The organism is Rosistilla ulvae, assembly GCF_007741475.1.
In the GTDB taxonomy this organism is placed as follows: domain Bacteria; phylum Planctomycetota; class Planctomycetia; order Pirellulales; family Pirellulaceae; genus Rosistilla; species Rosistilla ulvae.
Genome location: NZ_CP036261.1, coordinates 139,789 through 164,066 on the forward strand (window position 1 = coordinate 139,789; position 24,278 = coordinate 164,066).

At 57.9% G+C, this 24,278-nt stretch carries 19 protein-coding genes; 7 read left to right on the forward strand and 12 right to left on the reverse strand.

Annotated elements, in window-relative coordinates; translation table 11 throughout:
• Positions 1-151: 151 nt before the first annotated feature.
• Together miaE and EC9_RS00555 are read left to right on the forward strand one after the other, a co-directional pair.
• Positions 152-727, forward strand: a complete 576-nt coding sequence (gene miaE, locus EC9_RS00550) for a tRNA-(ms[2]io[6]A)-hydroxylase (protein WP_145117285.1) — start codon at positions 152-154, stop codon at positions 725-727.
• Positions 728-1,071: 344 nt separating this feature from the next.
• Positions 1,072-2,139, forward strand: a complete 1,068-nt coding sequence (locus tag EC9_RS00555) for a hypothetical protein (protein WP_145281782.1) — start codon at positions 1,072-1,074, stop codon at positions 2,137-2,139.
• A 95-nt stretch (positions 2,140-2,234) separates the two neighbouring features.
• On the opposite strand, the gene EC9_RS00560 is transcribed toward EC9_RS00555, so the two are convergent.
• On the reverse strand, positions 2,235-2,543 hold the full coding sequence (locus EC9_RS00560) for a hypothetical protein (protein ID WP_145341453.1): 309 nt from the start codon (positions 2,541-2,543) through the stop codon (positions 2,235-2,237).
• Positions 2,544-2,679: 136 nt separating this feature from the next.
• The gene (locus EC9_RS00565) at positions 2,680-3,225 is read right to left on the reverse strand and encodes a DUF456 domain-containing protein (RefSeq protein ID WP_145117288.1); all 546 of its coding nucleotides are present in this window, start codon (positions 3,223-3,225) and stop codon (positions 2,680-2,682) included.
• A 370-nt stretch (positions 3,226-3,595) separates the two neighbouring features.
• On the opposite strand from EC9_RS00565, the gene EC9_RS00570 reads away from it, so the two are divergent.
• A complete protein-coding gene (locus EC9_RS00570) occupies positions 3,596-4,204 on the forward strand; it encodes an HNH endonuclease (RefSeq protein WP_145102339.1) in 609 nt (202 codons plus the stop codon).
• 36 nt (positions 4,205-4,240) lie between these two features.
• Here EC9_RS00570 and EC9_RS00575 read toward each other — a convergent pair whose 3' ends face one another.
• Complete coding sequence (locus EC9_RS00575; RefSeq protein WP_145117289.1) at positions 4,241-5,002, reverse strand: undecaprenyl-diphosphate phosphatase; 762 nt, start codon at positions 5,000-5,002, stop codon at positions 4,241-4,243.
• A gap of 103 nt (positions 5,003-5,105) precedes the next feature.
• Here EC9_RS00575 and EC9_RS00580 point away from each other — a divergent pair, with 103 nt between their 5' ends.
• Positions 5,106-6,089, forward strand: a complete 984-nt coding sequence (locus EC9_RS00580) for a DUF368 domain-containing protein (protein ID WP_145341455.1) — start codon at positions 5,106-5,108, stop codon at positions 6,087-6,089.
• Between the two features lie 198 nt (positions 6,090-6,287).
• Positions 6,288-6,890, forward strand: a complete 603-nt coding sequence (lexA, locus tag EC9_RS00585; protein WP_145341457.1) for a transcriptional repressor LexA — start codon at positions 6,288-6,290, stop codon at positions 6,888-6,890.
• A 135-nt stretch (positions 6,891-7,025) separates the two neighbouring features.
• On the opposite strand, the gene EC9_RS26835 is transcribed toward lexA, so the two are convergent.
• The 5 genes from EC9_RS26835 to EC9_RS00610 form a co-directional block, all read right to left on the reverse strand.
• On the reverse strand, positions 7,026-7,535 hold the full coding sequence (locus tag EC9_RS26835; protein WP_246105897.1) for a hypothetical protein: 510 nt from the start codon (positions 7,533-7,535) through the stop codon (positions 7,026-7,028).
• Positions 7,507-7,950 (reverse strand): hypothetical protein, encoded by a 444-nt coding sequence (locus EC9_RS00595; protein WP_145341459.1) that lies wholly within the window; start codon positions 7,948-7,950, stop codon positions 7,507-7,509. Before EC9_RS00595 ends, EC9_RS26835 begins: the two co-directional genes overlap by 29 nt.
• A gap of 140 nt (positions 7,951-8,090) precedes the next feature.
• Positions 8,091-10,658 (reverse strand): ATP-dependent Clp protease ATP-binding subunit, encoded by a 2,568-nt coding sequence (locus EC9_RS00600; RefSeq protein ID WP_145341461.1) that lies wholly within the window; start codon positions 10,656-10,658, stop codon positions 8,091-8,093.
• Positions 10,659-11,015: 357 nt separating this feature from the next.
• Positions 11,016-11,726 (reverse strand): hypothetical protein, encoded by a 711-nt coding sequence (locus tag EC9_RS00605; protein ID WP_145341463.1) that lies wholly within the window; start codon positions 11,724-11,726, stop codon positions 11,016-11,018.
• A gap of 162 nt (positions 11,727-11,888) precedes the next feature.
• Positions 11,889-12,653 (reverse strand): 3-keto-disaccharide hydrolase, encoded by a 765-nt coding sequence (locus EC9_RS00610; protein ID WP_145341465.1) that lies wholly within the window; start codon positions 12,651-12,653, stop codon positions 11,889-11,891.
• Positions 12,654-12,786: 133 nt separating this feature from the next.
• Between EC9_RS00610 and EC9_RS00615 the strand changes: the two genes are divergently transcribed.
• Together EC9_RS00615 and EC9_RS00620 are read left to right on the forward strand one after the other, a co-directional pair.
• The gene (locus EC9_RS00615; protein ID WP_145341467.1) at positions 12,787-13,782 is read left to right on the forward strand and encodes a bile acid:sodium symporter family protein; all 996 of its coding nucleotides are present in this window, start codon (positions 12,787-12,789) and stop codon (positions 13,780-13,782) included.
• Positions 13,783-13,905: 123 nt separating this feature from the next.
• Complete coding sequence (locus tag EC9_RS00620) at positions 13,906-14,169, forward strand: DUF2442 domain-containing protein (RefSeq protein ID WP_145341469.1); 264 nt, start codon at positions 13,906-13,908, stop codon at positions 14,167-14,169.
• Positions 14,170-14,191: 22 nt separating this feature from the next.
• On the opposite strand, the gene EC9_RS00625 is transcribed toward EC9_RS00620, so the two are convergent.
• The 4 genes from EC9_RS00625 to EC9_RS00640 form a co-directional block, all read right to left on the reverse strand.
• Positions 14,192-15,631 (reverse strand): DUF1501 domain-containing protein, encoded by a 1,440-nt coding sequence (locus EC9_RS00625; RefSeq protein WP_145341471.1) that lies wholly within the window; start codon positions 15,629-15,631, stop codon positions 14,192-14,194.
• A gap of 91 nt (positions 15,632-15,722) precedes the next feature.
• Complete coding sequence (locus tag EC9_RS00630) at positions 15,723-18,611, reverse strand: PSD1 and planctomycete cytochrome C domain-containing protein (protein WP_145341473.1); 2,889 nt, start codon at positions 18,609-18,611, stop codon at positions 15,723-15,725.
• A 509-nt stretch (positions 18,612-19,120) separates the two neighbouring features.
• Positions 19,121-20,596 carry a DUF1501 domain-containing protein gene (locus EC9_RS00635; RefSeq protein ID WP_145341475.1) on the reverse strand — a complete coding sequence of 492 codons (1,476 nt, stop codon included), beginning with the start codon at positions 20,594-20,596 and terminating at the stop codon, positions 19,121-19,123.
• The gene (locus EC9_RS00640) at positions 20,593-24,147 is read right to left on the reverse strand and encodes a PSD1 and planctomycete cytochrome C domain-containing protein (RefSeq protein ID WP_145341477.1); all 3,555 of its coding nucleotides are present in this window, start codon (positions 24,145-24,147) and stop codon (positions 20,593-20,595) included. Before EC9_RS00640 ends, EC9_RS00635 begins: the two co-directional genes overlap by 4 nt.
• Positions 24,148-24,278: the final 131 nt, after the last annotated feature.

Here is a 24,278-nt window from a genome sequence, read left to right on the forward strand (position 1 = left end):
TGCGACCATCCCTTGCCATGACTGGCGGGACCGGTTCAGAATGACGCCGCAGTATTCGGCCAAACGCTACAGTTTGAATGCGACGTCGCTTGGATCGTCCGCAACTGGCTGCCGGGCGTCTCCTCTCCACTTCCCAGACCATGGTTTTTTCATGTTGCGACTCAAATCCAATTCGTCCCAACGCTGGCTTTCGCAGGTGGAGAGTAATCTCGACGAGATCTTGATCGATCACGCGCACTGCGAACGCAAGGCGGCATCGACCGCGATGGGGTTGATGAATTCCTACGCCGAGCGGCGCGAGTTGTGCGACGAAATGGCCAGCATCGTGATCGAGGAACTTGAGCACTACCGGATGGTGCTCGATGTGCTCGACAGCCGCGGGATCCGGTTTCGGCAGCTTAAGCCGAGTCCGTATGGCAGCCAATTAAATGCTTTGATCATTCGCACCGAACCGCAGCGAGCTGTCGACAAGCTGCTGGTTGCATCGTTGATCGAAGCCCGCAGTTGCGAACGGTTCGATCTGCTGCGCAAGCATGCTCCGGACAAAGTGCTGGCCGATTTTTATGACAGCTTGTTCGAGAGCGAGGCGCGGCATCACGCGACCTACGTTCGGTTAGCCGAGGAGTTTGCACCGCGGGCCGAGGTTCAACGTCGACTCAACGAATTGTCCGAAGCCGAAGCGAAGATTATCGAAGTCGGCAGCGAGTTGGCTCGCATGCACAGCTGAACGTGGGGCGGCCGATCGTAAGGCCTACTCTCGACGCGAGTTAAGCGAACTCGCTCGGCGACAACTTGAAAACCGCTAGCAACGCCGGGCCGCTCCGGTTTCTCGATTCGTCGCTTGCCTTCGGCGCGACATCGCCGAATACTTTTTCTTGCAACGCCCCAGTGCGTTTGCCCCTTCCGGGACGGAAGCGCGATCGATGGCCGCCGCAGGATTGTGGCGGTTCAACGATCTGTTGACGGGATTGTCAGCACGCCTCGCATGCCCACCTCGATTTTGTGGATCGGAGGATCTGCGAGATCAGGCATGAAACGGATGTCTTTAGGTCACCGGAAGGAGAATCTGCTATGCATTCAACACTCAAGCTCAATGCGCTTTTGTTTGCCGCGATCGTTGGCGTCACCGAACCTGCGGTTGCTGCTCGCCCCGCTTCGATTCAATTCGATCTCTCGCCAGTCGCTTCGGCGCAGCCCGTTGTTCCCGACGAAGACGCGTTTGTCCCTCCCGGGCACCGTTGGGTCCGGGTGCGATTGGACATCTCGTCGATGATAAATACCGCCGAACAAGCCAAGCCGCACGAATTCGTCTACCGCATCCAGTGCTCGTCGCTCGACAGCCGAGTCGTCGATTATTCGCCGCGGACTCAATTGGCCGCTTCGACGGTCGGCGGAATCCGCGTGGAACAGTCCGATGAGAAATCGAAAAGCCTCGGGCTGGCTCTGAAAGGTTCGTATCTGAACTTGGTCGATGGAAGCAGCGGAGCGGACGTGGGATCGAAGGTCTGCAACAAGACGACGTTCGAGAAGGCCGCGCCGCAGGAAATTATGTATGCCAGCGGCACGATCGCTCGCGGCCAAGGCGTCTACTTCAAGCTTCGCGCCACGCCGGCTCAAGTGCTCGATGGGCAAAAGCCATTTACGATCACGCTGCAGGTGCCCGATAAGTGGCGCGGCGATCTGCTGTCGGTTCATCTGAGCGCGACCGAATCGCAGCGCAGCTTCGGCGCGTTGGATCGCGATACAGTGCAGTCGTCGCCCGCTCGTTTTCAGGTCGCTGTGTTCGACCAGTCCGATGACATCGCTCGTCGTTGGGCATGGCAGCTAGCCGAGGCGGAGCAGCGGTTGCGTGAAAGTTCGCAGCAGTACGCAAGTTCGATTCGCGAGCGATCGCTGCCGACGATCTTCCATCACGTGGCGGCAGCGCTCGATGTGATCGAGCCGCGGATCTCGGAGGATTGGATGCAGCGTGCGTTGTATGGATCGATCGATCCCTATTTTGATAAGCAGATCCGCCAGTTGCCCGTCGCGGTGAAAGTCGCAGTGCTCGACTATGTCGATGCCAAGACGAACTTTCAGGGACTGGTTCGGTCGCAATCGCTTTCCCAGGAGGCGCGTTCGGGGCTGGCGGTCAAATAGTTGACCGCAGGGATCTTTCCAGCTGCCCGGAGCAGGGATGCTCTGACATGAGTGTTGAGAGAGAAGGCGTTTTTGAGACGCTTGGCAACACGTTTCTAATTGGCGCTGAATCCAAACGACAGGCTGTGCTCGCGGCCCAGTGGATTCTTTTGATATTGGCGGAAACATCCGCTGCACAAATCGTAGCGTCGACGCTGGTAGACATCTTCGCCGATCGCGTCGCTTTCGTCGTCTCCCAGTCGTTCCAAGATCTCATTTAATTCGAGCAGGTGATCGGTGTCGACGTCCTCGACAAAATCGGTTGGCGTGTCGAAGACCGCTTTGATCTCGACTTGAACGGAGTACCGGAGATCTTCGTTGGGTGTCAGCTCGCAATTGCAACGATCGCACGTGTAATGAATCATTCGACAGAGGTCCTTAACCGCGAGGAGAGAAGCAAGGTGTGGGATCGAGCGTGTCGTCCCTGAGGCGTGAGGCATGTTACCGGCGGTCGCTGTCGCGTGGCAATACAAAAAGCGGTTGCCTTGATCGAAAGTCGATTCAAACGCAAACCCCAACGATGACGACCAATAGAATCATTATTCCGGCGCAGATTTTCCCAACCGTTCCCAACAGACGTCCCCAGAACGCAGCGTGACCGACGGGAATCGTCTCCTTCCACTGCTTGCCGCTCATCCATTCACCCAGCACCGCGCCGGCGGTTGCGCCGAGAGCGCCGAACAACAACGCGGCGATGACGGTGCCGAAGATCGGGATCGGCAAGCCCAGCAGCGCTCCACCCATCGCGCCGACCATCGAACCCACCACTGCCATCACCGTCGCTCTTTTGCTGCCGCCGGCTTTCTTCGCTCCCAGCGCCGCGGCGGCAAACTCCAGCACCTCTCCCAGGACGGCAAAACCGATCGCCGCGACAACTTCGGTCGTTCCCAGCGAGATGCGTTGGCCGCTGGGGGCGACCAGGAAGTAGACGACCACCAGAGCTGCGGCGATCCAGTTTCCCGGCAGCGTGACGAAGTTGCTGCCCCACGCCACCGTGGTCAACAGGATCAAACCGATCGGCCAAATTAAGTGCCACCAAGCTTCCATTTGTCGATTCTCTTCCAATTTTCGCGTTGTTTCTGTCGGTTGTGCCGTTGGGGCAGCGAACCCTTTGCGGGGCGAGCGGTCCTTGTTTTCGGCTTTCTTAAGATTTGTTGAAAACCGGTTCAGCGCGGCTGCCAGGGCCTGTGAATTGGTGGTCGCACAATCGACCAAAGGTTAGAATAGGTGCGAAGACACACCCGTCATTGTTCAGACCTTGAGCAGTGATGCTTGACAATTGGCCCCGGACGTTTGGAACCGCAGCGCTGCAATAGACATATTTAATCATACCCTGCAAGCTGACCATTCCTGACATCCACAATTTGCGGACCTTGCCTTCATTAGGATCAGGTTTGCATGGAGGACGATACAAAGAATGTCTACTTCGTCAGTTCTTGATTCAAGTGTGCTGATTCTAAATCGCTTTTATATGGCGATCCGTGTCGTCTCTGTGCGACGGGGCTTCACGTTGTTATATCGCCAGTGTGCTGAAGTCATCACGTTGGAAGATGAACAATATACCAGCTACGATTTCACTTCATGGTGTGAGTTGAGTCAATTGACTTCGCTCGAAAAGCAACCTGGCGAAGACTACATCAAAGCCGTCGGTTTCGATCTTCGCGTCCCACGGATTTGTCGCTTGACGCGATTCGATCGCTTGCCGGTGCAATCGGTGCGGTTCAATCGTAAAAACTTATTTGCTCGCGATAGTCACCGTTGCCAATACTGTGGCCAGGACAAACCGTCGAACCAGTTGAGCGTCGACCATGTGGTGCCACGCAGCCATGGCGGCAAGACGACTTGGGAGAATGTCGTCTGTTGTTGTCTGCGGTGTAATTCTCGCAAGGGCGGGCGGACGCCGTCGCAGGCGAACATGAACCTGCTGACAACGCCGATCAAACCGAAGTTCAATCCGGTGTTGACCCAGCCGATCGTCGATCCGCGGTACGAATGTTGGAAGACGTTTTTACCCGCGGCGGGTTAGTCTTGGGCGAGATCGATGGCTTGCTTGGCAGCTATCTTAGCGCAGCTGCCAGAGGATCGTTCCGATGCCCATCGGGATGCACCACCAAGCGAAGAGATGCAGTCGTCCGCGGCGGCTCCACGCGATCAACCATCGCAGCGCGAAGATCCCCACCAAAAATGCGACCACGGCGCCGACTAGCAGCGGTGCCATGCGGTCCATCGTGAGATCGGATTGGGCGAGGTCTTTCATCTCCAGCACCGTAGCGCCCAGGATCGCGGGGATCGCCAGCAGGAATGAAAAGGTAACGGCGTCTTCGTTGCTCAGTCCCAGCATCCGACCGCCGACGATTGTCGACCCGCTGCGGCTGATCCCTGGCATCAAGGCGAAAGCCTGGAAGGTGCCGATCTCGAACGCCTTTCGCCACGACAACGATTGGTAGGTTGCGTCGCGCGTCGGCAGATATTTCAGCAGCAATAAAAGGCCGCCGGTTACCAACAGCATGCAGCCCGCGATCAACGGGCTTTCCAGCAAGTGTTTGAATTGCGTCTTGATTATCACTCCCGCGATGCCGGCAGGGATCGTGCCGATGACTAGCAGAGGAATGACGCGTCGGTCGCTGGTCAGCATATCGAGGATTCGACGCCAATAGACGACAAGAATCGAGGCAAGTGTACCGGCGTGAAGTACGATGTTCACGGTAGCGGATTCTTCAGTAATTCCCAATAATTCGCCGAAGATCACCAAGTGACCCGACGAACTGATCGGCAGAAATTCGGCAATCCCTTGGATTACCGCTAATAAAACCATTTCCCACATCGTCAACTCGTCCGTTTCGATCGTGTTTCGCGTTGTCGGCGCGGTGAAGCATCTGTAGATATGAAAATATCTTAAACAACTCAGCTAAAAGGCTTATCGACCGATGATTCCGCGTAACCCAGGAACGATTGCTGGTGATCTACTAAATTTTGCCAGAGGTTTCTGCATGGGAGCCGCCGACAGTGTGCCGGGGGTCAGCGGGGGAACGGTCGCGCTGATTTTAGGGCACTATCACCGGCTTGTCGCGGCGATCAGCCATTTCGATCGCGAGGCGTTCTCGCTGGCATTGGCTAGGAAATGGCGTCAACTGGCAGAACATATCGACCTGCGATTTCTCGTCGCGCTCGGCCTGGGCATTGGGATTGCCATCGTTTCGCTGGCCAGTCTGTTGCATTGGCTGTTGGAAAACCGGCTGCCGGGAACCCTCGCCGTTTTTATGGGTTTGATCGTCGCAAGTATCTGGATCGTCGCACGGCAGGTGCAACAGTGGAACGCGGCTGCCGGGATGGCAGTCATTCTGGGGACCTGTGCCGGGTATCTGGTAAGTTCGCTCTCGCCATTGGTCGGAGATCCGGGGTATCTGTATCTCTTCTTTTCCGGCGTGCTCGGGATTACCGCCATGATCTTACCGGGGATCAGCGGTTCGTTTGTCCTCGTCCTGTTGGGCGTGTACCACCATGTGATTGGATTGGTCAAAGCGTTGCCACGAGGAGAGTTGGGCGTTGATGGCTTCGTCCAGATCCTCGTGTTCGTCTCCGGCTGTGCGATTGGTTTAGCCGCCTTCACCCGGGTGCTGCGGTGGTTGCTGGAACATTACCAGAATGTAACCTTTGCTTGCCTGTTGGGACTGATGGTAGGAAGTCTGAAAAGAGTTTGGCCGTTGCAGCAGCCGACTGCCGAAACGGCTGCGGAAAAATTTTCGCATCGAGTGTTCGAATTTGTCCCCATCGACCAATGGTCGCAGCCTATTTGGCCATTGTTATTGTTGTGTATCGGTGCAGCCTCATTTGTACTAGTGCTCGAAATGGTTTCTGTGCGCATGTATTCGAACCATAATGCAAACACCAGTTTAATTGATGGTAAGTGACATGCGTACACTTTTCAGTGGTTGGTATGGTTAGATAATAAGCGTCATAACTCCTATGACTCTTCAATTATCACTAATAAACACATGCTTTTAGATTGCGGCTTTCTATACGGGCGTATAGGATAAGCTGGGGTTTTATCAGTGTACACAAGATGCCGCCATGCTTAGCCTCAGTGCTTTGTGTTTGCGAGGGGAACGATGGCTATTTCGACCCGCCTGACGACGCGACAACAAACTGTTTACGACATGATTCGCGATAAAATTGTGTCGCGCGGGTATGGGCCAACCGTCCGCGAGATTGGGGAGCACTTTGACATCAAGTCGCCCAACGGTGTGATGTGCCACTTGAAGGCTTTGGAACGCAAAGGCCTGATCCGCCGGAGTCCCAATAAGTCGCGTGCAATCGAACTTACCAATGAGGCCGATCGATCCGCCAAAAGTATGCCACTTGCTGGGCAGGTCGTCGCTGGCAACGGCACGTTGGCCTTCGAAAGGGCGGAACGCAAAGACCTCAGCGAAATGTTCTACGGTGAAGACCGGTTTCTGCTAGAAGTTTCCGGCGATTCGATGGTCGATGCCCACATCACCGACGGCGACATGGTCGTTGTGCAAAAGCAAGAACACGCCCAGGCCGGCCAAATGGTCGTTGCGTTGACACCACAAGGTGATGCCACGCTGAAGTATTGGTATCCCGAGGAGGGACGCATTCGTTTGCAACCGGGGAATCGGGAGATGGAACCGATCTACGTTCGCGAAGCGACCGTGATCGGAATCGTCGTCGGCGTGGTCCGTTCGGTCTAAGCGATTTCCAGCAAAGGCTATGGGACGCCGGACTGCTCTCGTTGCTGCGACCACAATCGACTCGATTGGATCGCTTTCTAATCGCAGCAGCCACTTTGAGACCGGATTCTTCCCGGCGATCGACGTCGGTTTCCATTAGCCAACCGGAGCTGCATCGAGATTCAGCGCTTCTAGCAGGGCATCGAATCGACGCGCCGCTTCAACGTGTCGCTCGACTCTCTCTTTCGCGGACCAGTTCGATCGGATAGCACTAACGCGGCCAGCAATCTCAAAATCAGACAAAGTTGTATCGGAATGAGACTCGGTGATACGCGAGTTTCGGCTGTTTAGCAAAGTTGATGTCGCCATGGATGATTCCTCCTGAATGGTAAACTTTTCAAACGCCAGAGGCTGCTGGCAATTTCCGAAAGATGCGAACTTGTTGCCTGAGCGCCAAATCTCGATCAATCGTTTTATCTGATGCCAACTGAAGCAAGTGGCGTGCCAGTTGGCGGAAAAGTGAGGAAATAGTCGCTGGTGGCGACGTAGTTTGTTTTCCTCCCAGGAGTTAGGGCGTTTTTTGGCGAGCTTGTTTCGCGGCCGGGCGATCGGCGGAGTTGAAAAAAGTACCGAGCTGCTACCCGATCTTCCATTCTTGTCGTTCAAAGCTCTGTAACGAGAGCAGTTCCCCCGACTGTAAAAGCTGCACGCTCGGCGATCTCGATTTGTCGCTCGACAGGACGTCGATCAATTCCTGCCAGGTTGCGTGGTCGGAGGTTCCTTGTAGTTGCACGTATTGCACCTGTCCGTTGGCGTCGTAGATCATCCCGTCGATATGCAGCGGCGGTGCAGGGCCGCGGTGGACGAACGATCCGTCGAGTTCCAGATGCGTGCGCGGCAAGCGTTCCAGTCGCTCGCAGAGCTGCTCAAAGGAACCGCCCAGCGGACTTAGAGGGGCCGTGGTTGCGGTCGTGCCCGTGGTTGGTGCGTTGGTTTCCGGCTGATCGGATTCGCCGGATCGCTGGGGGCCATGCAGGTTGATGTTGAACGATCGCAGCGTCGCCGGCGATGCATTGCTCATGACGATGGCTTGGTGGCAAAAGGTGATGGGGTAAAAAACAAACGGCTTGGAGATCGGTTTTGATCTCCAAGCCGTTAATCATTTCAATTGGCCCGAGCGGGCAAGAGGTTCTGCGGTTTGCCGTTTCCGGCTAGCCGAGCTTACTCTTCGGTGCTCTCGGGTTTGTCGGCGTCGGTTCCCGCTGCAGCGCCCACTGGTTCTTCGGGGGCGATGTCTTCGCGGCGTTTTTCACCGTGGAACTTCAACCGCAGCGTCTTGCCTTCGTCGTCTTTGACGGCGTCGACAACGATTGTGTCGGAGCCTTCGAAGGCACCTTGCAGCAGTTCTTCGCTCAACGGATCTTCGATGCGTTGCTCCAGTGCACGACGCAGTGGGCGAGCACCGTAATCGAGGTTGGCACCCATCTTGATCAAGAATTCCTTCGAATCGTCGCTGAGGACCAGGTCGAAGCCACGGTCCTGCAGTCGTTCGCGAACCTTCGACATTTCGAAGTCGATGACGCGTTTCAGGTCTTCTTCGGTCAGGTGGCGGAAGATGATCGTGTCGTCCAACCGGTTCAAGAACTCGGGGCGGAAGACGCGTTCGATCTGATCCATCACGCGAGCTTTCATGCTGTCGTACGACGCGTCGTCGTCCGGCTTTTGGAAACCGAAGGCCGATTCGTTTTTGATCGCGTCGGCACCCGCATTGGTCGTCATGATCAAGATGCAGTTTCGGAAATCGACGTGGCGACCGAACGAATCGGTCAATCGGCCTTCTTCCATTACCTGCAACAACATGTTGAAGACGTCGGGGTGAGCCTTTTCGATTTCGTCCAACAGGACGACGGCATACGGACGGCGACGAATCTTCTCGGTAAGTTGACCGCCTTCTTCGTAACCAACGTATCCGGGAGGGGCACCGATCAGACGGCTGACGTTGTGCTTCTCCATGTATTCGCTCATGTCGATATGGATCAACGCATCCGAATCGCCGAACATGAATTCCGCCAACGATTTGGCCAGCAACGTTTTACCGACACCCGTTGGTCCAGCGAACACGAAGCAACCGGTAGGTCGCTTGGGGTCCTTCAGGCCACTGCGGCTGCGGCGAACCGCTTTGGCGATCGCGCTGACAGCGGCATCTTGGCTGACGACTCGCTTGTGCAGTTCGTCTTCCATTTTCATCAACCGCAGGCTGTCTTCGGTCGACAGTCGGGTCAATGGAATGCCGGTCATTTTGCTGACCACTTCGGCGATTACTTCTTCGTCGACAACACCGTCGGTCTGCTGGCTCTTCTCTCGCCATTCGACGGTGATCTGTTCCTTCTTCTTGCGAAGCTTTTCAGCTTGGTCTCGCAGCGAAGCGGCCTTCTCGAAGTCTTGGTTGGCGACGGCGTCTTCCTTGCTCTTGTTCAGAGCATCGACTTCTTCGTCGATCTCTTTCAGGTCTGGTGGACGAGTCATCGTGCGCAATCGCACCCGAGCACCCGCTTCGTCGATCACATCGATCGCCTTGTCGGGCAGGCAGCGAGCGGTGATGTAGCGTTCGCTCATCTCGACAGCGGCGACAACCGCATCGTCGGTGATCTGTACGCGATGGTGCTCTTCGTAGCGTTCGCGGAGTCCCTTGAGGATCTCGATCGTTTCCTTTTTGCCCGTCGGTTCGACGATGATTTCCTGGAAACGACGCGCCAGAGCGCTGTCCTTTTCAATGTACTTGCGGTACTCGTCGAGCGTCGTCGCTCCAATGCACTGGATCTCGCCACGAGCCAATGCTGGCTTCAGCACGTTAGCCGCGTCGATCGCGCCCTCGGCACCACCGGCACCAACGAGCGTGTGCAATTCGTCGATGAACAGGATCGTGTTCTTGGCACGACGCACTTCGTTCATGACCGCTTTGATGCGTTCTTCGAATTGACCGCGGTATTTCGTTCCCGCGACCATCATCGCCAGATCCAAGACGACGATCCGCTTATCAGCCAAGATCTCGGGCACTTCACCTTCGATCACGCGCTGTGCAAAGCCTTCGACGATGGCGGTCTTGCCGACGCCCGCTTCACCCAACAGCACGGGGTTGTTTTTTGTGCGGCGACACAAGACTTGAATCGAGCGTTCGATCTCGCGTTCGCGGCCGATCACTGGATCCAGTTCGCCCTTCTTAGCCAATTCGGTCAGGTCGCGGCCGAAGCTGTCCAGAGCAGGGGTCTTCGATTTGCTTCCTTTGCCGGACGAGGCACCTTCGCCGCCACCTTCGCGTCCGCCGCGGTCGCCGACTTCGGCACCTTCGAGTCCGTGACCCAGTAGGTTCAGGACTTCTTCGCGGACATCTTCCAGCTTCAGTCCCAAATTCATAAGGACCTGAGCGGCAACGCCTTCTTGCTCACGCAACAGTCCCAGCAGGATGTGCTCGGTGCCGACGTAGTTGTGGTTCAGGTTGCGAGCCTCTTCCATCGAGTACTCGATGACCTTCTTGGCGCGAGGCGTCTGAGGCAGTTTGCCCATCGTGACCATTTCAGGGCCGCTTTGGACAAGCTTTTCAACCTCTAAGCGGATCTTGCGGAGATCGACTTCCAGGTTTTTCAGCACATTGGCCGCAACGCCGCTTCCCTCTTTCACGAGGCCTAACAGGATGTGTTCGGTACCGATGTATTCGTGATTGAATCGCTGGGCCTCTTGGTTGGCCAGTTGCATCACTTTGCGGGCGCGGTCAGTAAATCTTTCGTACATTCTTGGACCCTCTGGATCGTGGTCGCACTTAGTGCGATCAGCCGTTGCATGGATGCGTTTGCTGAAAGCGTTTCCTGAAACAATCGACCGCCGTGCAGCGGGCGATTGATCCTAAATAAATTATGAGCCGCGTCGGGCATGCTGCCGATTTGGCGATTTCTTAGCAATACCGTGTAGCTGTGCAAAAAATACGCCGCAGCGACGGCTCGGGGGCGAGATCCCGCTCCCAAGCTGGCGACTTCAGGGGGGCTGGCCGCCATCCGTTACCGGCTAAATCGATTCTACCGTTTTCCTGACTCAGCGGGGATAGGACGTCATTCACTGATTTGCCATATCTGCCAGTTCTGTCGTGCCAACTCAGCTCGCCTCCCCTGCAGAGGTTTCCAGCTGAGGCGATTCTGCCACATCGGCAGTCATTCCGTCGGATCGTTTTTCTTTCGCTGAACTGGACGCTTTGGCAGCATCCCCCTCGTCATTTCCCTCGGATTCGGCGGGTTGCTCCGATTCCTCCTCGGTTTCGGAATCCTCTTCATCGGCTACCAAATCGTCGACCATTCGCTTCAGTCGACGCTCTTCAATGTCTCGCTCGAGCCACCACGCGTCCCCCGTCTCGAGTGCTGCCATCGCGTCGAGCGTCTGGGCGGCGGCGGCAAAGCGATCGGTTTTGCGGTAAACACTTGCTAGCAAAAGCAATGACAGCGCGTCGCGTGGATCGACCTCCAGGCAGTGCACTAACAAAGCTTCGGCTTCAAACCATCGTCCCTTCAAAAATTCGGTCCGCGCCGCGTCGTATCGGTCTTCTTCGCCCGAGGCGTGCCGCGGTGCTAGCAACATCGGCAGGCCCCGGACCGCCCGCACGAACAGCAACACCCAGATTCCAACAAACGCCCAACAGACCGATCGAACCATCAACGGTTCGAGCCACTGGGGATAAATGAACCGCGACACCAGCAATGTATTGATAGCGATCGCAAAACAGATCGCCGCCGGCAGGCCGCTCATCCGTCCGCGAAACCAGATCTCCGGGAGGCCTGGCCACATACAATAGACATAGTGAGACAACGGCATCGTGCAATTATTTCGCTTGGTGAGGAAATGCTTCTGCGCGGAGCCGATTCTAAGAAGAAACCGGCCGTGGGGCCTAGAGCGGATTTTGACAGCATTTCCATTTCGCGCAGGCCGCTGCGGAGCTTCACGCCGCGGTGATCGCGAGTCCGCCAGGCTGAACGATCACGATCCGCTGGTGTCGATAAACGCTTTGTCGTCCAGCGGGCGAACCCAGACGTTGCGGAAGCGAACCGCGTTGTCGTGATCTTGCAAGAAGACGGGGCCCGTCGAGCTTTTCAGTTGACGCTCCCAGATTGCTTTCAAATAGGGAGTCGCGCCGTAGCGGTACGGATGATAGCTCGATCGCGGTTCGCCCAGTTGCAAGTCGCGTTGCACTTGTTGCCCGTTGAGCCATGCGGTGATCGAGCCCTCTTTAGTGATCTTGCCTTGGTCGTCCCGTCGCGGGGCGCGGTAGCGGATGTCGTAAACCTGCCATTGGTCGCGCGGACCGCAAGCATTCGCAAGCGGCTTGGAAAATCCGTAGACCGACCCGGCGTCCTGTTGACTCAGTTCCTGTTTGCCGTGGGAATCGATGATCTGGACTTCGTAGTTGCCGTGGATGTAGATCCCGCTGTTCCCTGTTCCTCCTTCGGGGATCAGGAATTCCACGTGCAGGTCGGCATCGCGGAAGTGCAGCGTCGAAACTAGGTGGTTCGATCGGACAGCTTGCTCGCCTTGGGAGACCGTCGAAACCAAGCTGCCGTTTTCGATCGGCCAGTTGATCGCTGATCCCTGCGTGCTGCGGAACTTCGGCTCCGATTCGCCATCAAACAGCACGATCGCGTCGGCTGGCGGTTCGACCGGCAGCTGCGATTGGTCGGGGTGAAACTCTTCGGCCGCCAGAGGCAAGGCGAATCCGATCAGGCTGAGGGCAATAGCACGCATCATTATTATGGGACTTCTACGGGAGGTGTCTTGTTGTTCATCCGGTAACCGCGATCGCGGAGGTGTTGCTGGCAAAGTATATCATCCGCCAGCCGGTTTGCTGTCCAATCACCGCGGTGAACGGTAGACTCTGGCGATGTCAAATCCGCAGAATCTCCCGCCGTCCGACTCGCCAGGTCCCCAACGCAACCCTTCGATGCGACATTGGATGTTTCCGATGTTGTGTGGGTTTTCGCTAATCGCCTACTTCTGGCCTTCGGGCGGCATCGATCCGTTTGTTGCTTCCAAGTCGTGGCTCTCCTGGATGATCGCGGCGACGATGTTCGCATTGGGCAGTCTGTTGCCCGAGGATGAAGTCCGTCGGCTGCGTCGCCAGTTGCCGCAAGTCTGTTTAGGAACGTTGACCCAGTGTCTGGTCATGCCGCTGGCGGCGCTAGCGGTCGTCCGGTTCGGCGGGCTCGAAGGGGGCTACCGATTGGGAGTGATCCTTGTCGGATGTGTTCCCGGGGCGATGGCATCGAACGTGTTGACGCTGGCCGCTGGCGGCAACGTCAGCTATTCGGTCAGCCTGACGACGATGGCCACCTTGGCTTCGCCGATCACCGTCCCCTGGCTGTTGGTCTTGATGGCGGGGATCAGCGAATCGGAAGCTCGTATCGAACCGCTATCGATGATGCTGACACTCGCTTCGACCGTCTTGTTGCCCGTGATCGCCGGCTTCTCGTTGGCGCGTTGGAGCCCTCGGTTCAAAGCGATCGCCGAACCGGTCGGTCCGGTCTTGGCGAACCTTGTAATTCTCTGGATCATCGCCGTCGTCGTGGGACTCAACCGCGACCGCTTGGCCATGATCCCGCTGAGTCTGTTGGCGTCGCTGTTAATTGTGAACCTTGTCGGCTACGTCGGCGGTTATACCGCGGGAGCTCTCGCGCGGATGGATGAACCGATGCGTCGGGCGCTGACATTAGAAGTTGGTATGCAGAACGCGGGGCTTGGGACGATGCTTGCCGTCGGCAGCTTTGGCGACCAGTTTCCCGAAGCCGCCATCCCCACAGCCGCCTACACGTTCGGATGTGTCTTCACCGGCACGATCCTCGTCTCGCTGTGGCGCCCACGCCCTGGAACTGCCGTGTAGTACGATTTGTTGTGGTCGCCTGCTGCTAGGCGTCTTGTGAAGCTACTCGTGGAAACTGCTCGATGATTGGCGTCGGGCTGCCAATGGCGAAACTCTGATTCCAATTGCACCACTGGATTGACGATGGCTGAATTGCTGCATGTTGTCGCGATGAACGTGCCTTGCCCGTTTCATCTCGAACTTAAATTTTCCGATGGCGATGCTCGCGTCGTCGACCTGCGACCGCTATTAAACGGGCCAGCGTTTCTGCCGCTTCACGATCCCGATGTGTTTGCATCCGCAACGATCGATCCGGTGTCAAAGACTGTCTGTTGGCCTTGTGGAGTCGACTTGGCTCCCGAAGCACTGACGTCCCTGTCGCCAGCGGATATTCAGTCGGCCGGATAGCGTCGCCGGAAGTTACAACTGATCAAGCCAGCAGCTTTTCGATCACCTTCGCCGGTTGGCCGTCGATCAGCGATTGCTCGCGTCCGTTCTGTTCGTAGGTCAGGTTTTCGGCTTCGAGCCCAAACAGATGCAGCAGGGTGGCGTGGTAGTCGAAATGGTTGACTTGGTCTTCCACCGCGTGGTGGCCGAATTCGTCGGTCGCGCCATGCATCCCCGATCGGAAGCCGCCGCCGGCGACCCACATCGTGAATCCGTAGGTGTTGTGATCCCGGCCGATGTTCGCTTCGTTTTGAATCACGGGCAACCGCCCCATCTCGCCGCCCCAGTGGACGACGGTGCTGTCCAGGAGTCCGCGTTGCTTGAGATCTTTGACGAGCGCAGCGGCCGGTTTGTCGATCTTCTTGCACGATGCTGGCAACGCTTTGACGATGCCGCCATGGTGGTCCCAGTATTGGTTTTTCGTGAACAGTTGCACGAACCGGACGCCCCGTTCGACAAGTCGTCGCGCGATCAGGCAGCGTTCGCCAAACTCTCGCGTCTCGGGTTGGTCCAGCCCATACATCGCGTGGGTTGCCTTGGATTCGCGGCTCAAATCGGTCGCTTCGTCCGCCGCAAATTGCATCCGTTCAGCGAGTTCAAAATTGGCGATCCTCGCTTGCAGTTCGTGTTCGCCCGTCCGCTGTTCCGCATGGCGTCGGTTCAGCGATTGCAGTAGGTCGAGGTAATTGGATTGAATCTCGCCGTCGAGATGGGGCGGCGGCTGCAGGTTTAAGATCCTCGGCTTCACGGGCCGGATGACGGTTCCTTGAAACAGCGATGGCAACCAACCGTTGGACCAGTTTAAGACGCCTGCGACCGGCAATCCCTTCGGGTCGGTCATCGCAATGTACGCCGGCAAACTCTCGCTTTTTGTCCCCAACGCATACGTCAACCAGCTGCCCAATGCGGGTCGCCCCGCCAAGGGGCGACCGCCGTTCATCGCGTAGATCGATTGGCCGTGGTTGTTCACGCCGGTGTGCATCGAACGAATCACAAGCGCATCGTCGACGATCGTCGAGAATTCGGGAAGCAGTTCGGAAACGTCGGTCCCATGTTCGCCGTACTTCTTGAATTTCCAAGGTGATCCAAAGACCTTCGAACTGGCTTGAGCCGCGTTGTCGTATTTGATCTTGCCGGGAAACTTCTGCATGTGCAGTTCGTTTAATATCGGCTTCGGATCCAGTAGATCCATCTGGCTGGGGCCGCCTTGCATGAACATCGAAATCATCGCGGTCGCCCGCGGCTTCAGCGGCGGCTGCTTGGGCTTCAGATCGAATCCTTCGGTCCCCAGGTTCGGCTTCTTCGGTTCGGCATTCGCTTTTTGGGCCATCAAACAGGCCAACGCCAGCGGCCCGCCACGCATCGCCGAAGAGGCCAGGAAGTGTCGGCGCGAAGATTGAATGTCGGAATTGTTGTTCGTCATCGGTTTTCCGTCGTTTCGCAGGCGGGGGTTTTTCAGGAGGGGAGCGGGCTGTCGCCGACGTTAGTATCGGCGGGGGAAGCTGCGGTCGCCGTTAATCCACATAGAGAAATTCGTTGGAGCTGAACATCGCTTGGCAGGCGCTGGCCAGTGCCAGTCGGTGAGCCGCTTCGGCGGATAGTTTGGCGTCGCGTGACCTAAATGCGGAGGTTTGTCGCGCGACGAAGTTGGTCAGTTCGGTCAGCACGCCATTTTCGATCTCTCGATTGAAGCACCGCTGCCAAGCGTTGGAAATCTGTTGCGGAACTTCGCTCTCGGCTCGGATCGCCTGAGCCGCCAGTTGGTCCGCTTGATCGATGACAAACGCACTGTTCATCAGCAGCAATGCTTGCGTGGCGACGTTTGAGTAGTTGCGGATGGTGCAGTTGGGGGCGACGGTGGCCAAGTCGAATGTTTCCAGGACGCCCAGCGGTCGGCTGCGGCGAACTTGAACGTAGACGCTGCGGCGACTGGCCTCTTCGCCGAGCTGCGATTTGCCCGTCGGCTTGCGTTCTCCGTCAAGCATCTCCTTGCCCAATACGACTTGCCCCACAGCGTCTTCTTTTACCGGCACCGGTGGGCCGTGCAAGCGATTTGTGATCGTGCCGTTTGCGACGAGCATCGCGTCGCGGATCGCTTCGGATTCCAGTCGCCGGACCGTCATCCGTGCATACAGCCGATTGTCGGGATCGACGCGGTCCAGCTGCTCGGTTCGCGTGGAAACCTGCTGGTACGTTTGCGACAGCATGATCATCCGATGCATGCGTTTCAGGTTCCAACCGCCACGCATCAGGTCGGTTGCAAGCCAGTCGAGTAGTTCGGGATGCGTCGGCTTGGAGCCTAGGAAACCGAAGTCGCCCGGCGAATCGACGATGCCTCGTCCGAAGTGGTTTAGCCAAACGCGATTCATCAGAACGCGAGCCAGCAGTGGATGTTTGCCGTTGGTCAGTTGACGTGCGTAGGCGAGTCGTCGACCGGTCGTGGGGAGGTCGGGATCGTTTGCCTCGATCTCCGTGGGATCGTTGCCTTTCAGGACGGTCAGTTCGCTGGGACCCAGTTCCTGACCGGGCTGTTCGTGGTCGCCACGAATGAACAGATGCGTTGGTGGCACATGGTTCGCCGGTTCGGTTAAGACGCGAATGAACTTCTCTTTCGGGGCGGTCGCGCGGATCGCATTGATCTCGTTCTGCATGTTGGCGAGGTCCGTTTTCGCGTCCACTTTGCGGCAGATCTGGGCCGCCTCGCGATAGCGTTGGACCTCGGCAAAGCCGTCGGGTGAGAACGTTTCCAGCGAGGCGGCGTCGACCAACGGTCCTGGGAATTCCGTTGCCAGTTGCTGTTGGTCGCTCGTCCATTTATCGGCCGGCATCGATGCCAGCTTGGCAACGGCTTCGCGATGCTCCTCAGGAATCTTGGCGAGTTGCTCGTTCCGAGCCAGTTCGATCAATTCCTGCTCCAACGCATCGGCGGCTCTTTCGATATCCGAAGCCCGTCGCGCACGCTGTTGGGCATACAGATAGAGCGAGCCGGGCGAAATGTTGCCGACGTTGGGGAACTCCTCCAACAGGGCAACCTGTTCGGCGCTCCGCTTCGATTTCTCCGTCTTGAAAGCGCTCTCGACTGCTTCGCGACGGTCGGCAGGAACGACCAACAGTTCTTCGTAGAGTGTCCTGTCGAGATGTTCCTGTTGGCGTTTGGAGCGTTTCGCGGTCGCTTCTTTGGCTTTCTGATCGACCGCCTTGCGAGCCTGTCGATCTTCCTCGGTGTACAACGACATGCGACGCTGCCGTGGGACTTTCCATTGCTTTGGATCGAGTGCCGGTTCGAAAATCGCGCGGAACCGAAAGTAATCGGCTTGGCTGATCGGATCGTATCGATGGTCGTGACACTTCGCACATCCAACCGTTAACCCCAGCAGCGATGTCGATACGATCTCGATCGTGTCGGATATCGTTTCGTTGGCTGCCAGGGCGCGATCGATGCCTCCCGATGCGGTTCCGTCGGGGGCCATGCGAAGAAAGCCGGTGGCGGTAAGTTGAGCGATCCGCTCGGGCGTTAGCTGCGATGCGTCGTCGCCGGTCGCCATCTCGTCCCCGGCCAATTGCTCGCAGATAAATTGGTCCAACGGTTTGTCATCGTTAAAGCTGTCGATGACGTAATCGCGATAGAAGTAGGCGAACTCGCGTTCGGTATCTTGATTTGTGTAGCCATCGGAATCGGCGTAGCCAGCGACGTCCAGCCAATGCCGGCCCCATCGCTCACCATAACGGGGCGATGCGAGCAAGCGATCGATCAACGCCGCGAAGGCGTGGTCGCTCGGATCGTTGACGAAATCGTCGACCATCTCCGGTTCGGGCGGCAGTCCCCAGAGATCGAACGTCGCTCGGCGGATCAGAGTGTGGCGATCTGCGGCGGCCGAAAAGGCGAGCCCTTCGCGGTGCAGCCGATCGAGGACGAAGGCGTCGATTGGATTGTCGCTGGCGTTCGCTTTGACAACGGGCGGCTCGGGAGACGCGATCGGTTGGAAGGCCCAGAAGCTGCGTTCCTCCTCGGTGATGTAGTCGCCATCGTCGAGTGTCAGCGGTTCTTCTCGCGCGGTCTTGGCACCGTCGAGGATCCACTTGCGAATCGAAGCGATATCCTCGGCTGAGAGGTTCTTTTCGCCGGGCGGCATGTCTCCCGACTCCACCCGTTCAAGCAGCAGCGATTCGCTAGCATTGCCCGGGACGATCGCTTCGCCCGAATCGCCGCCAGACAAAATCCAACGTTTTAGTCGGACATCGAGCGATCCCTCGACGACGCCACTCTCGCCATGGCAATGAAAACAGTGCGCCTTCAGGATCGGGCGAACATCCTTTTCGAAGGTCGACGTATCGGCGGCAAAGGTCCGACCCGAGAGGATGGAAATGGCAGCAAGCAGCGCAAAGGTAGGTAGGAGACGCATTTTCAGGATCGCGGTTGGAGGGCGAAAACGCAGGCGGGGAACCGTATGCTACACGATCCAGCCGTGGGGTTAAACACTTTCCGCGAAACAAACCCCGGGCAAGCCGTCATGAAGCCGCGGCCGCGGCGGCCGCATATAGCCTGCGGCGCGAGCCCTGTCAGTTATGCGTAAGTCAGTTTCTATCCCCGAAGGGATTGCAGCCACTAGCCGTAGGTAAGCGAAGCGCCACCTACGGCTAATGGCAAACAAACAGGTTTTCGACGCCGAAGGGTGTCGCAGCAATCAGGCTGGTCGGGCTGCGACCACCTTCGGGGTCGTATATCGCGTCGCTTTTCGTCATCCGGTGGTGTTCGCTGCGCTCGACCACCGGCTAATGGCTTTAACGCTTTCGGCGTAGGTTGACTTGTCTATAACTGTCAGGGCTCGCGCCGCAGGCTTTATGTGATCGCCGCGACCGCGGCTTAAAGACGCTTGGCTCTGACAGCGAAACGTCTGCCTGGGGGAGAGATTTATGCCAGGATCGGGCGGATCACGTTGGCTTCGGTGACGCCGGTTAGGCGTTGGTCGAGGCCTTGGAACGGGTAGGTGAACCGGCTGTGGTCGATTCCCAGTTGGTTCAGGATCGTGGCGTTGAGATCGCGGATGTGAACCGGATCAGCTGTCACGTTGTAACTGAACTCGTCCGTCTCGCCGTGCACGACGCCTTGCTTGATGCCCGCTCCCGCCATCCAGACTGTAAAACACTTGGGATGGTGATCGCGGCCATAGGTCTTTTGCGTCAGCTTGCCTTGGCAGTAGATCGTGCGTCCAAATTCACCGCCCCAAACGACAAGCGTGTCGTCCAGCAGGCCGCGCTGTTTCAGATCGGTCAGCAGTCCCGCGTTGGGTTGGTCGGTGTCCTTGCATTGTTTTGGTAGGTCGCCCGGCAGGTTGCCGTGCTGATCCCAGCCGCGATGGAAGATCTGCGTGAACCGTACGCCGCGCTCGGCCATCCGCCGCGCCAGGATGCAGCAGTTTGCATAAGATCCAGGTCGCATGACATCGGGACCGTACAGGTCCAAAACATGTTGCGGTTCGTCGCTTAGATCGGCCAGTTCGGGGATCGACGTCTGCATTCGAAACGCCATCTCGTACTGAGCGATCCGGGCGTTGGTCTCCGGATCGCCGATCGCTTCGTAGGTCTGTTGATTCAGTCGCGAGAGGCTGTCGAGCATCCGCCGGCGGACGCCCGCATCCAATCCGCTGGGATTCGACAGGTACAGCACCGGGTCGCCGGCGCTGCGAAGCGAAACGCCTTGGAATTTGCTTGGCAAAAAGCCGCTCCCCCATAGACGGTTGTAGAGCGCTTGGGCTTGCTGGCGTCCGGACCATGACGCTGTCATGACCAGGAACGACGGTAGGTTTTCGTTTTCATTCCCCAGGCCGTAACTGAGCCATGATCCGAGGCTCGGTTTGCCCGGCAATTGGTCGCCGGTGCAGATGTAGGTGATCGCCGGATCGTGGTTGATCGCTTCGGTCCACATCGACCGGATCATCGAAATCTCGTCGACCTTCTTGGCCATGTGCGGGACCAATTCACTGGCCCACGTGCCCGCCTTGCCATGCTGAGCGAACTTGTAGATCGAAGGAGCGATCGGGAACCGCGATTGCCCGCTGGTCATCGTCGTCAGACGCTGCCCTTGGCGGATCGTTTCGGGGAGATCTTTGTCGAACCAATCGGCCATCTTCGGCTTGTAGTCCCACATGTCCATCTGGCTCGGCGCGCCCGACATGAACAGATAGATCGCCCGTTTGGCTTTCGGTTGATGGTGCGGCAGGTTTGCCAGTCCCGGTGTGCCCTGGAGCCCAGCACCGGCGGTGGCGGCATGCAATGGACTGCCGGGCATCGACGCCAATGCGGCGGTTCCCAGACCCAGCGACGCGTTGCGGAAGAAGTGGCGGCGGGTGAGTAGTTGTCTGTATTGGTTCAGCGCGTCGATTGTCATTTTGTCACCACTTCATCCAGGTTGATTAACGTGCTCGCCACGGCGGTCCAAGCTGCAAGTTCGATCGGGTCGATCGAATCGGGCGTGGGCGATTGCCCCAGCTTGATCAAGCGGTTTGCATTTTCGGGGTCTTTGGCAAACGCCGCGCGGGCGTCGTTGAGCAGTCCGACCAGTTCAGCCGTTTCGGTTTCCGAAGGAGTTCTCGAGGTCAGCGTTTCAAAAGCCCAAGCGATCTTTTGGGCGTCGTCGCTGCCCCCTTCGGCGATCACGCGTTGGCCGAGGTTCCGCGAGCATTCGACGAACTGCAATTCGTTGAGCATCATCAATGCCTGCAGCGGCGTGTTGGTTCGCTCTCGCCGCGCCGTGCACGATTCGCGGCTCGGCGCGTCCAGCATCGTCATCGTCGGCGGGCCGCTCGTCCGTTTCCAGAATGTGTAGAGGCTGCGGCGGTAGATCTTTTCGCCGCTGTCGGGTTTGAAATTGACGGTGTCCGAACCCGAATATCCAACCGCTTCCCAAAGCCCTTCGGGTTGCGGCGGCTTGACGCTCGGGCCACCCTGTTTCTCGACCAGCAGTCCGCTGGCCATCAACGCTTGGTCTCGCAACATCTCCGCATCCAAGCGGAACCGTGCCCCGCGGGCCAGCAGCCGATTGCTCGGGTCGCTGTCGCGTTGCTGTGGCGAGACGTGTTGGTCGCGGCGGTAGGTCTGCGACATCATGATCTGTTTGACCATCCGCTTCACATCCCAGCCCGAATCGCGGAAATCGATTGCCAGCCAATCGAGCAGTTGCGGATGGCTTGGCGGTTCGCCTTGAGCGCCAAAGTCTTCGCTCGTCTTGACGATGCCGGTGCCAAACAGCTGCTGCCAATAGCGGTTCACCGCAACGCGGGCTGTTAGAGGATGGCTGGGATCGGTCAACCATTTCGCTAGCCCCATCCGATCGTTTGGAACGCCTTCGGGCAGCGGCGGCAGCGCGGCCGGTACCGCTCGCGGGACCACTTCGCCCTTCTGGTCGTATTCGCCACGCAGCAGGACGTGGCTCGGCCGCGGCTCTTTCAATTCCTTCCAAACCAAGGTCGTCGGGAACGATTTTTCGACGGCGGTGATCTGGTTCAAGAGCCCATCTTTTTGAGCTCGCAACACCAGCCAATCGGGATCGATGCTGGCGACGCGGCGATAGTAGGCGCGGATCGCATCCGCCTGGTCGTCGGTCCGCGCGGCGGGATCCAACTTGGCAATCTCCACAATTGATGCGGGGACTGGAGCCGAAGGGGATCGAACGGCAAAGGCAAACCGACTCGGTCGCCCGCCATGGCTGACGACCTTTAATAGGATGTGATTCACTCCCTGCTTCAGGTCGATTTCGTATTCGTCTCGCAGCGACGCGAAGTCTCGCTGCTGCTGCAGCTCGCCCTGCTTCTTCTGATTAACAAACAACACGAGGCCGTCTTGAGTGCCTAACAGCAGCGTCACCTTTTGAGGTGTCTTCGCCTCGATCGTGCGATGCAATAAGACGACCGAAGGCTCGTCGCCAACGGTCGGCAGATCGTGCGCCGCGGCATCGGCGTAGGTCGGTTGTTTCGTCCATGGCACTTCGTGGCTGCCGAACTTTTCATCGGCGTTAAATTTACGCCCCTCGGAGGCGAAAGTTCGGAAGTAGCCCGCGGTGGGGTATTCCACTGGAAACGGTCCCGTTTGATCCCAGTCGCCAAGGACAAGTTGTTGGTCGGCAGCCGGTTGCGGAACGGCATCGCTGACACTCAAACGGACCTGCCCGAATTGATGTCCGGCCCACTGCGATTTGAAGTGCAATTTGATTCGCAACCGCGAATCGGCACCGTCGGTCAGGAAGCTCGACGCGACAAGCCACGCCGATCGCGTGCCGGGATTCAAGTGGCCGCCGATCGCCCAGCCGGCGTCTTTGTCCTGCTTGCCGTCGAACGCATACCCGATCGCAAACTTGCCGTCGGGCTGTTCGTAATCGGCTTCGCCATAGATCAACTTCACCGGCAGCCAGCGATTGCCCGACATCGGCGATGCGATTTCGACCTCCATCTCGGTCAGGACCGCATTGCCATTGCTGCTGATTCCGCCCGGCTTGTTCTCTTCGGCCAGGACTTCCAATTGCAGCAGTTGCCAGTTGTCGCCAGCGGGCACGGGAGCTTCGATCACAAGCGTGTCGGTCGCCGCTGGGGTGCCGGTCGCTTTGACCGAACCATCTTCTAATTGCTCCAGCTTCAAATCGCTTTCGGTTGTCACTTTATCGGGTATCAACGGGACCCACTGGATCGCTTGGCCACCGGTCAGTCGCTGTTCCCAACGGTGCTGCGCTTCGTCGACCCCCGTCAGGTCACCCTCCATCTCGATGTCGAGCAAATCGAGTTCTTCCCGCAGTTGTTTCAGTTGGCTCTCGTGCTCTGCCGTCGGCACTTGAACCGTTGGCGGGTGATCCTTCTTGTTGCCGTCCAACGCTCGGCCATCGAGACTGTTGAAATAGGCAAACAGCGAATAGAAGTCGCGAGCCGAGATCGGATCGAACTTGTGATCGTGGCAGACCGCGCAGCCGGTGGTCATGCCCAGGAAGACAGTGCCAAACGCGGAGACGCGATCGACGCAGTTACGGACGTAGACCTCGTCGTAGATCGATCCCCCTTCGCTTGTCGTGACGTTCAGTCGATTGAAGCCGCTGGCGATCTGTTGCTGCAGCGTGGCGTTGGGGATCAGGTCGCCGGCGAGTTGTTCGGTGATGAATTCGTCCAGCGGTTTATTGTCGTTGATCGCTGCGATCACCCAATCGCGATAGGGCCACATCTCGCGGTAGTTGTCCAGGTGCAGACCGTGCGTGTCGCCGTAGCGGACCAGGTCCAACCAGTAGCGAGCTTGGTGCTCGCCAAATCGCTTCGACTCCAACAATCGGTCGATCAATTTTTCGTAAGCGTTGGGCGACTTGTCGTCGACGAAATCGCGAACCTCTTGCAGTGTCGGCGGCAGCCCGGTCAGGTCGAAGGTGGCGCGGCGGATCAGCGACCGCCGATCGGCTGGCGGATTGATCGACAGTCCCGCGTCGATCGCCTTGCGGGCGATGAATTGATCGATCGGACCATCGGCTTGGATCGATGGATCGGAGATCGCCGGCGGGGCTGCTTTCACGGGCGGCAGCAGCGACCAGTGGGCGCTGAAGGGAGCCCCTTGAGCGATCCAGTCGGTCAGCAATTGCTTCTGCTTGGCCGTGAGCGGTTTGTGGAAATCGACCGGCGGCATGACATCGCCTTCGTCGTCGCTGGCGATCCGCGCGATCAGAGTGCTGGCGTCGACGTCGCCGGGGACGATCGCTCGATCGCCGCTGTCGAGTTCCGCCAAAGCCGGTTCGGCTTCATCCAATCGCAGTCCCGCCTGACGGTGTTCCGCATCGGGACCGTGGCAGGAAAAGCAATGGTTGGAGAGGATGGGACGAATGTCGCGATTGAAATCGACCTGCGATTGTTCGGCAAAACAACAAAGATGCCAAACCAGGCACAGACCCATCGACGATAGAATGCGTAGCAACATGGGCGACTGCAAAGTGGATGGAAGGTGATAGGTGGGAGCCGGCGGGACGCGTTCCAGCGTTCCTTCTTATTCTATACGTCCGTGAAACCGGATATCAACGAATTGAACGGTTCGTTCGGGATTTCACGTCG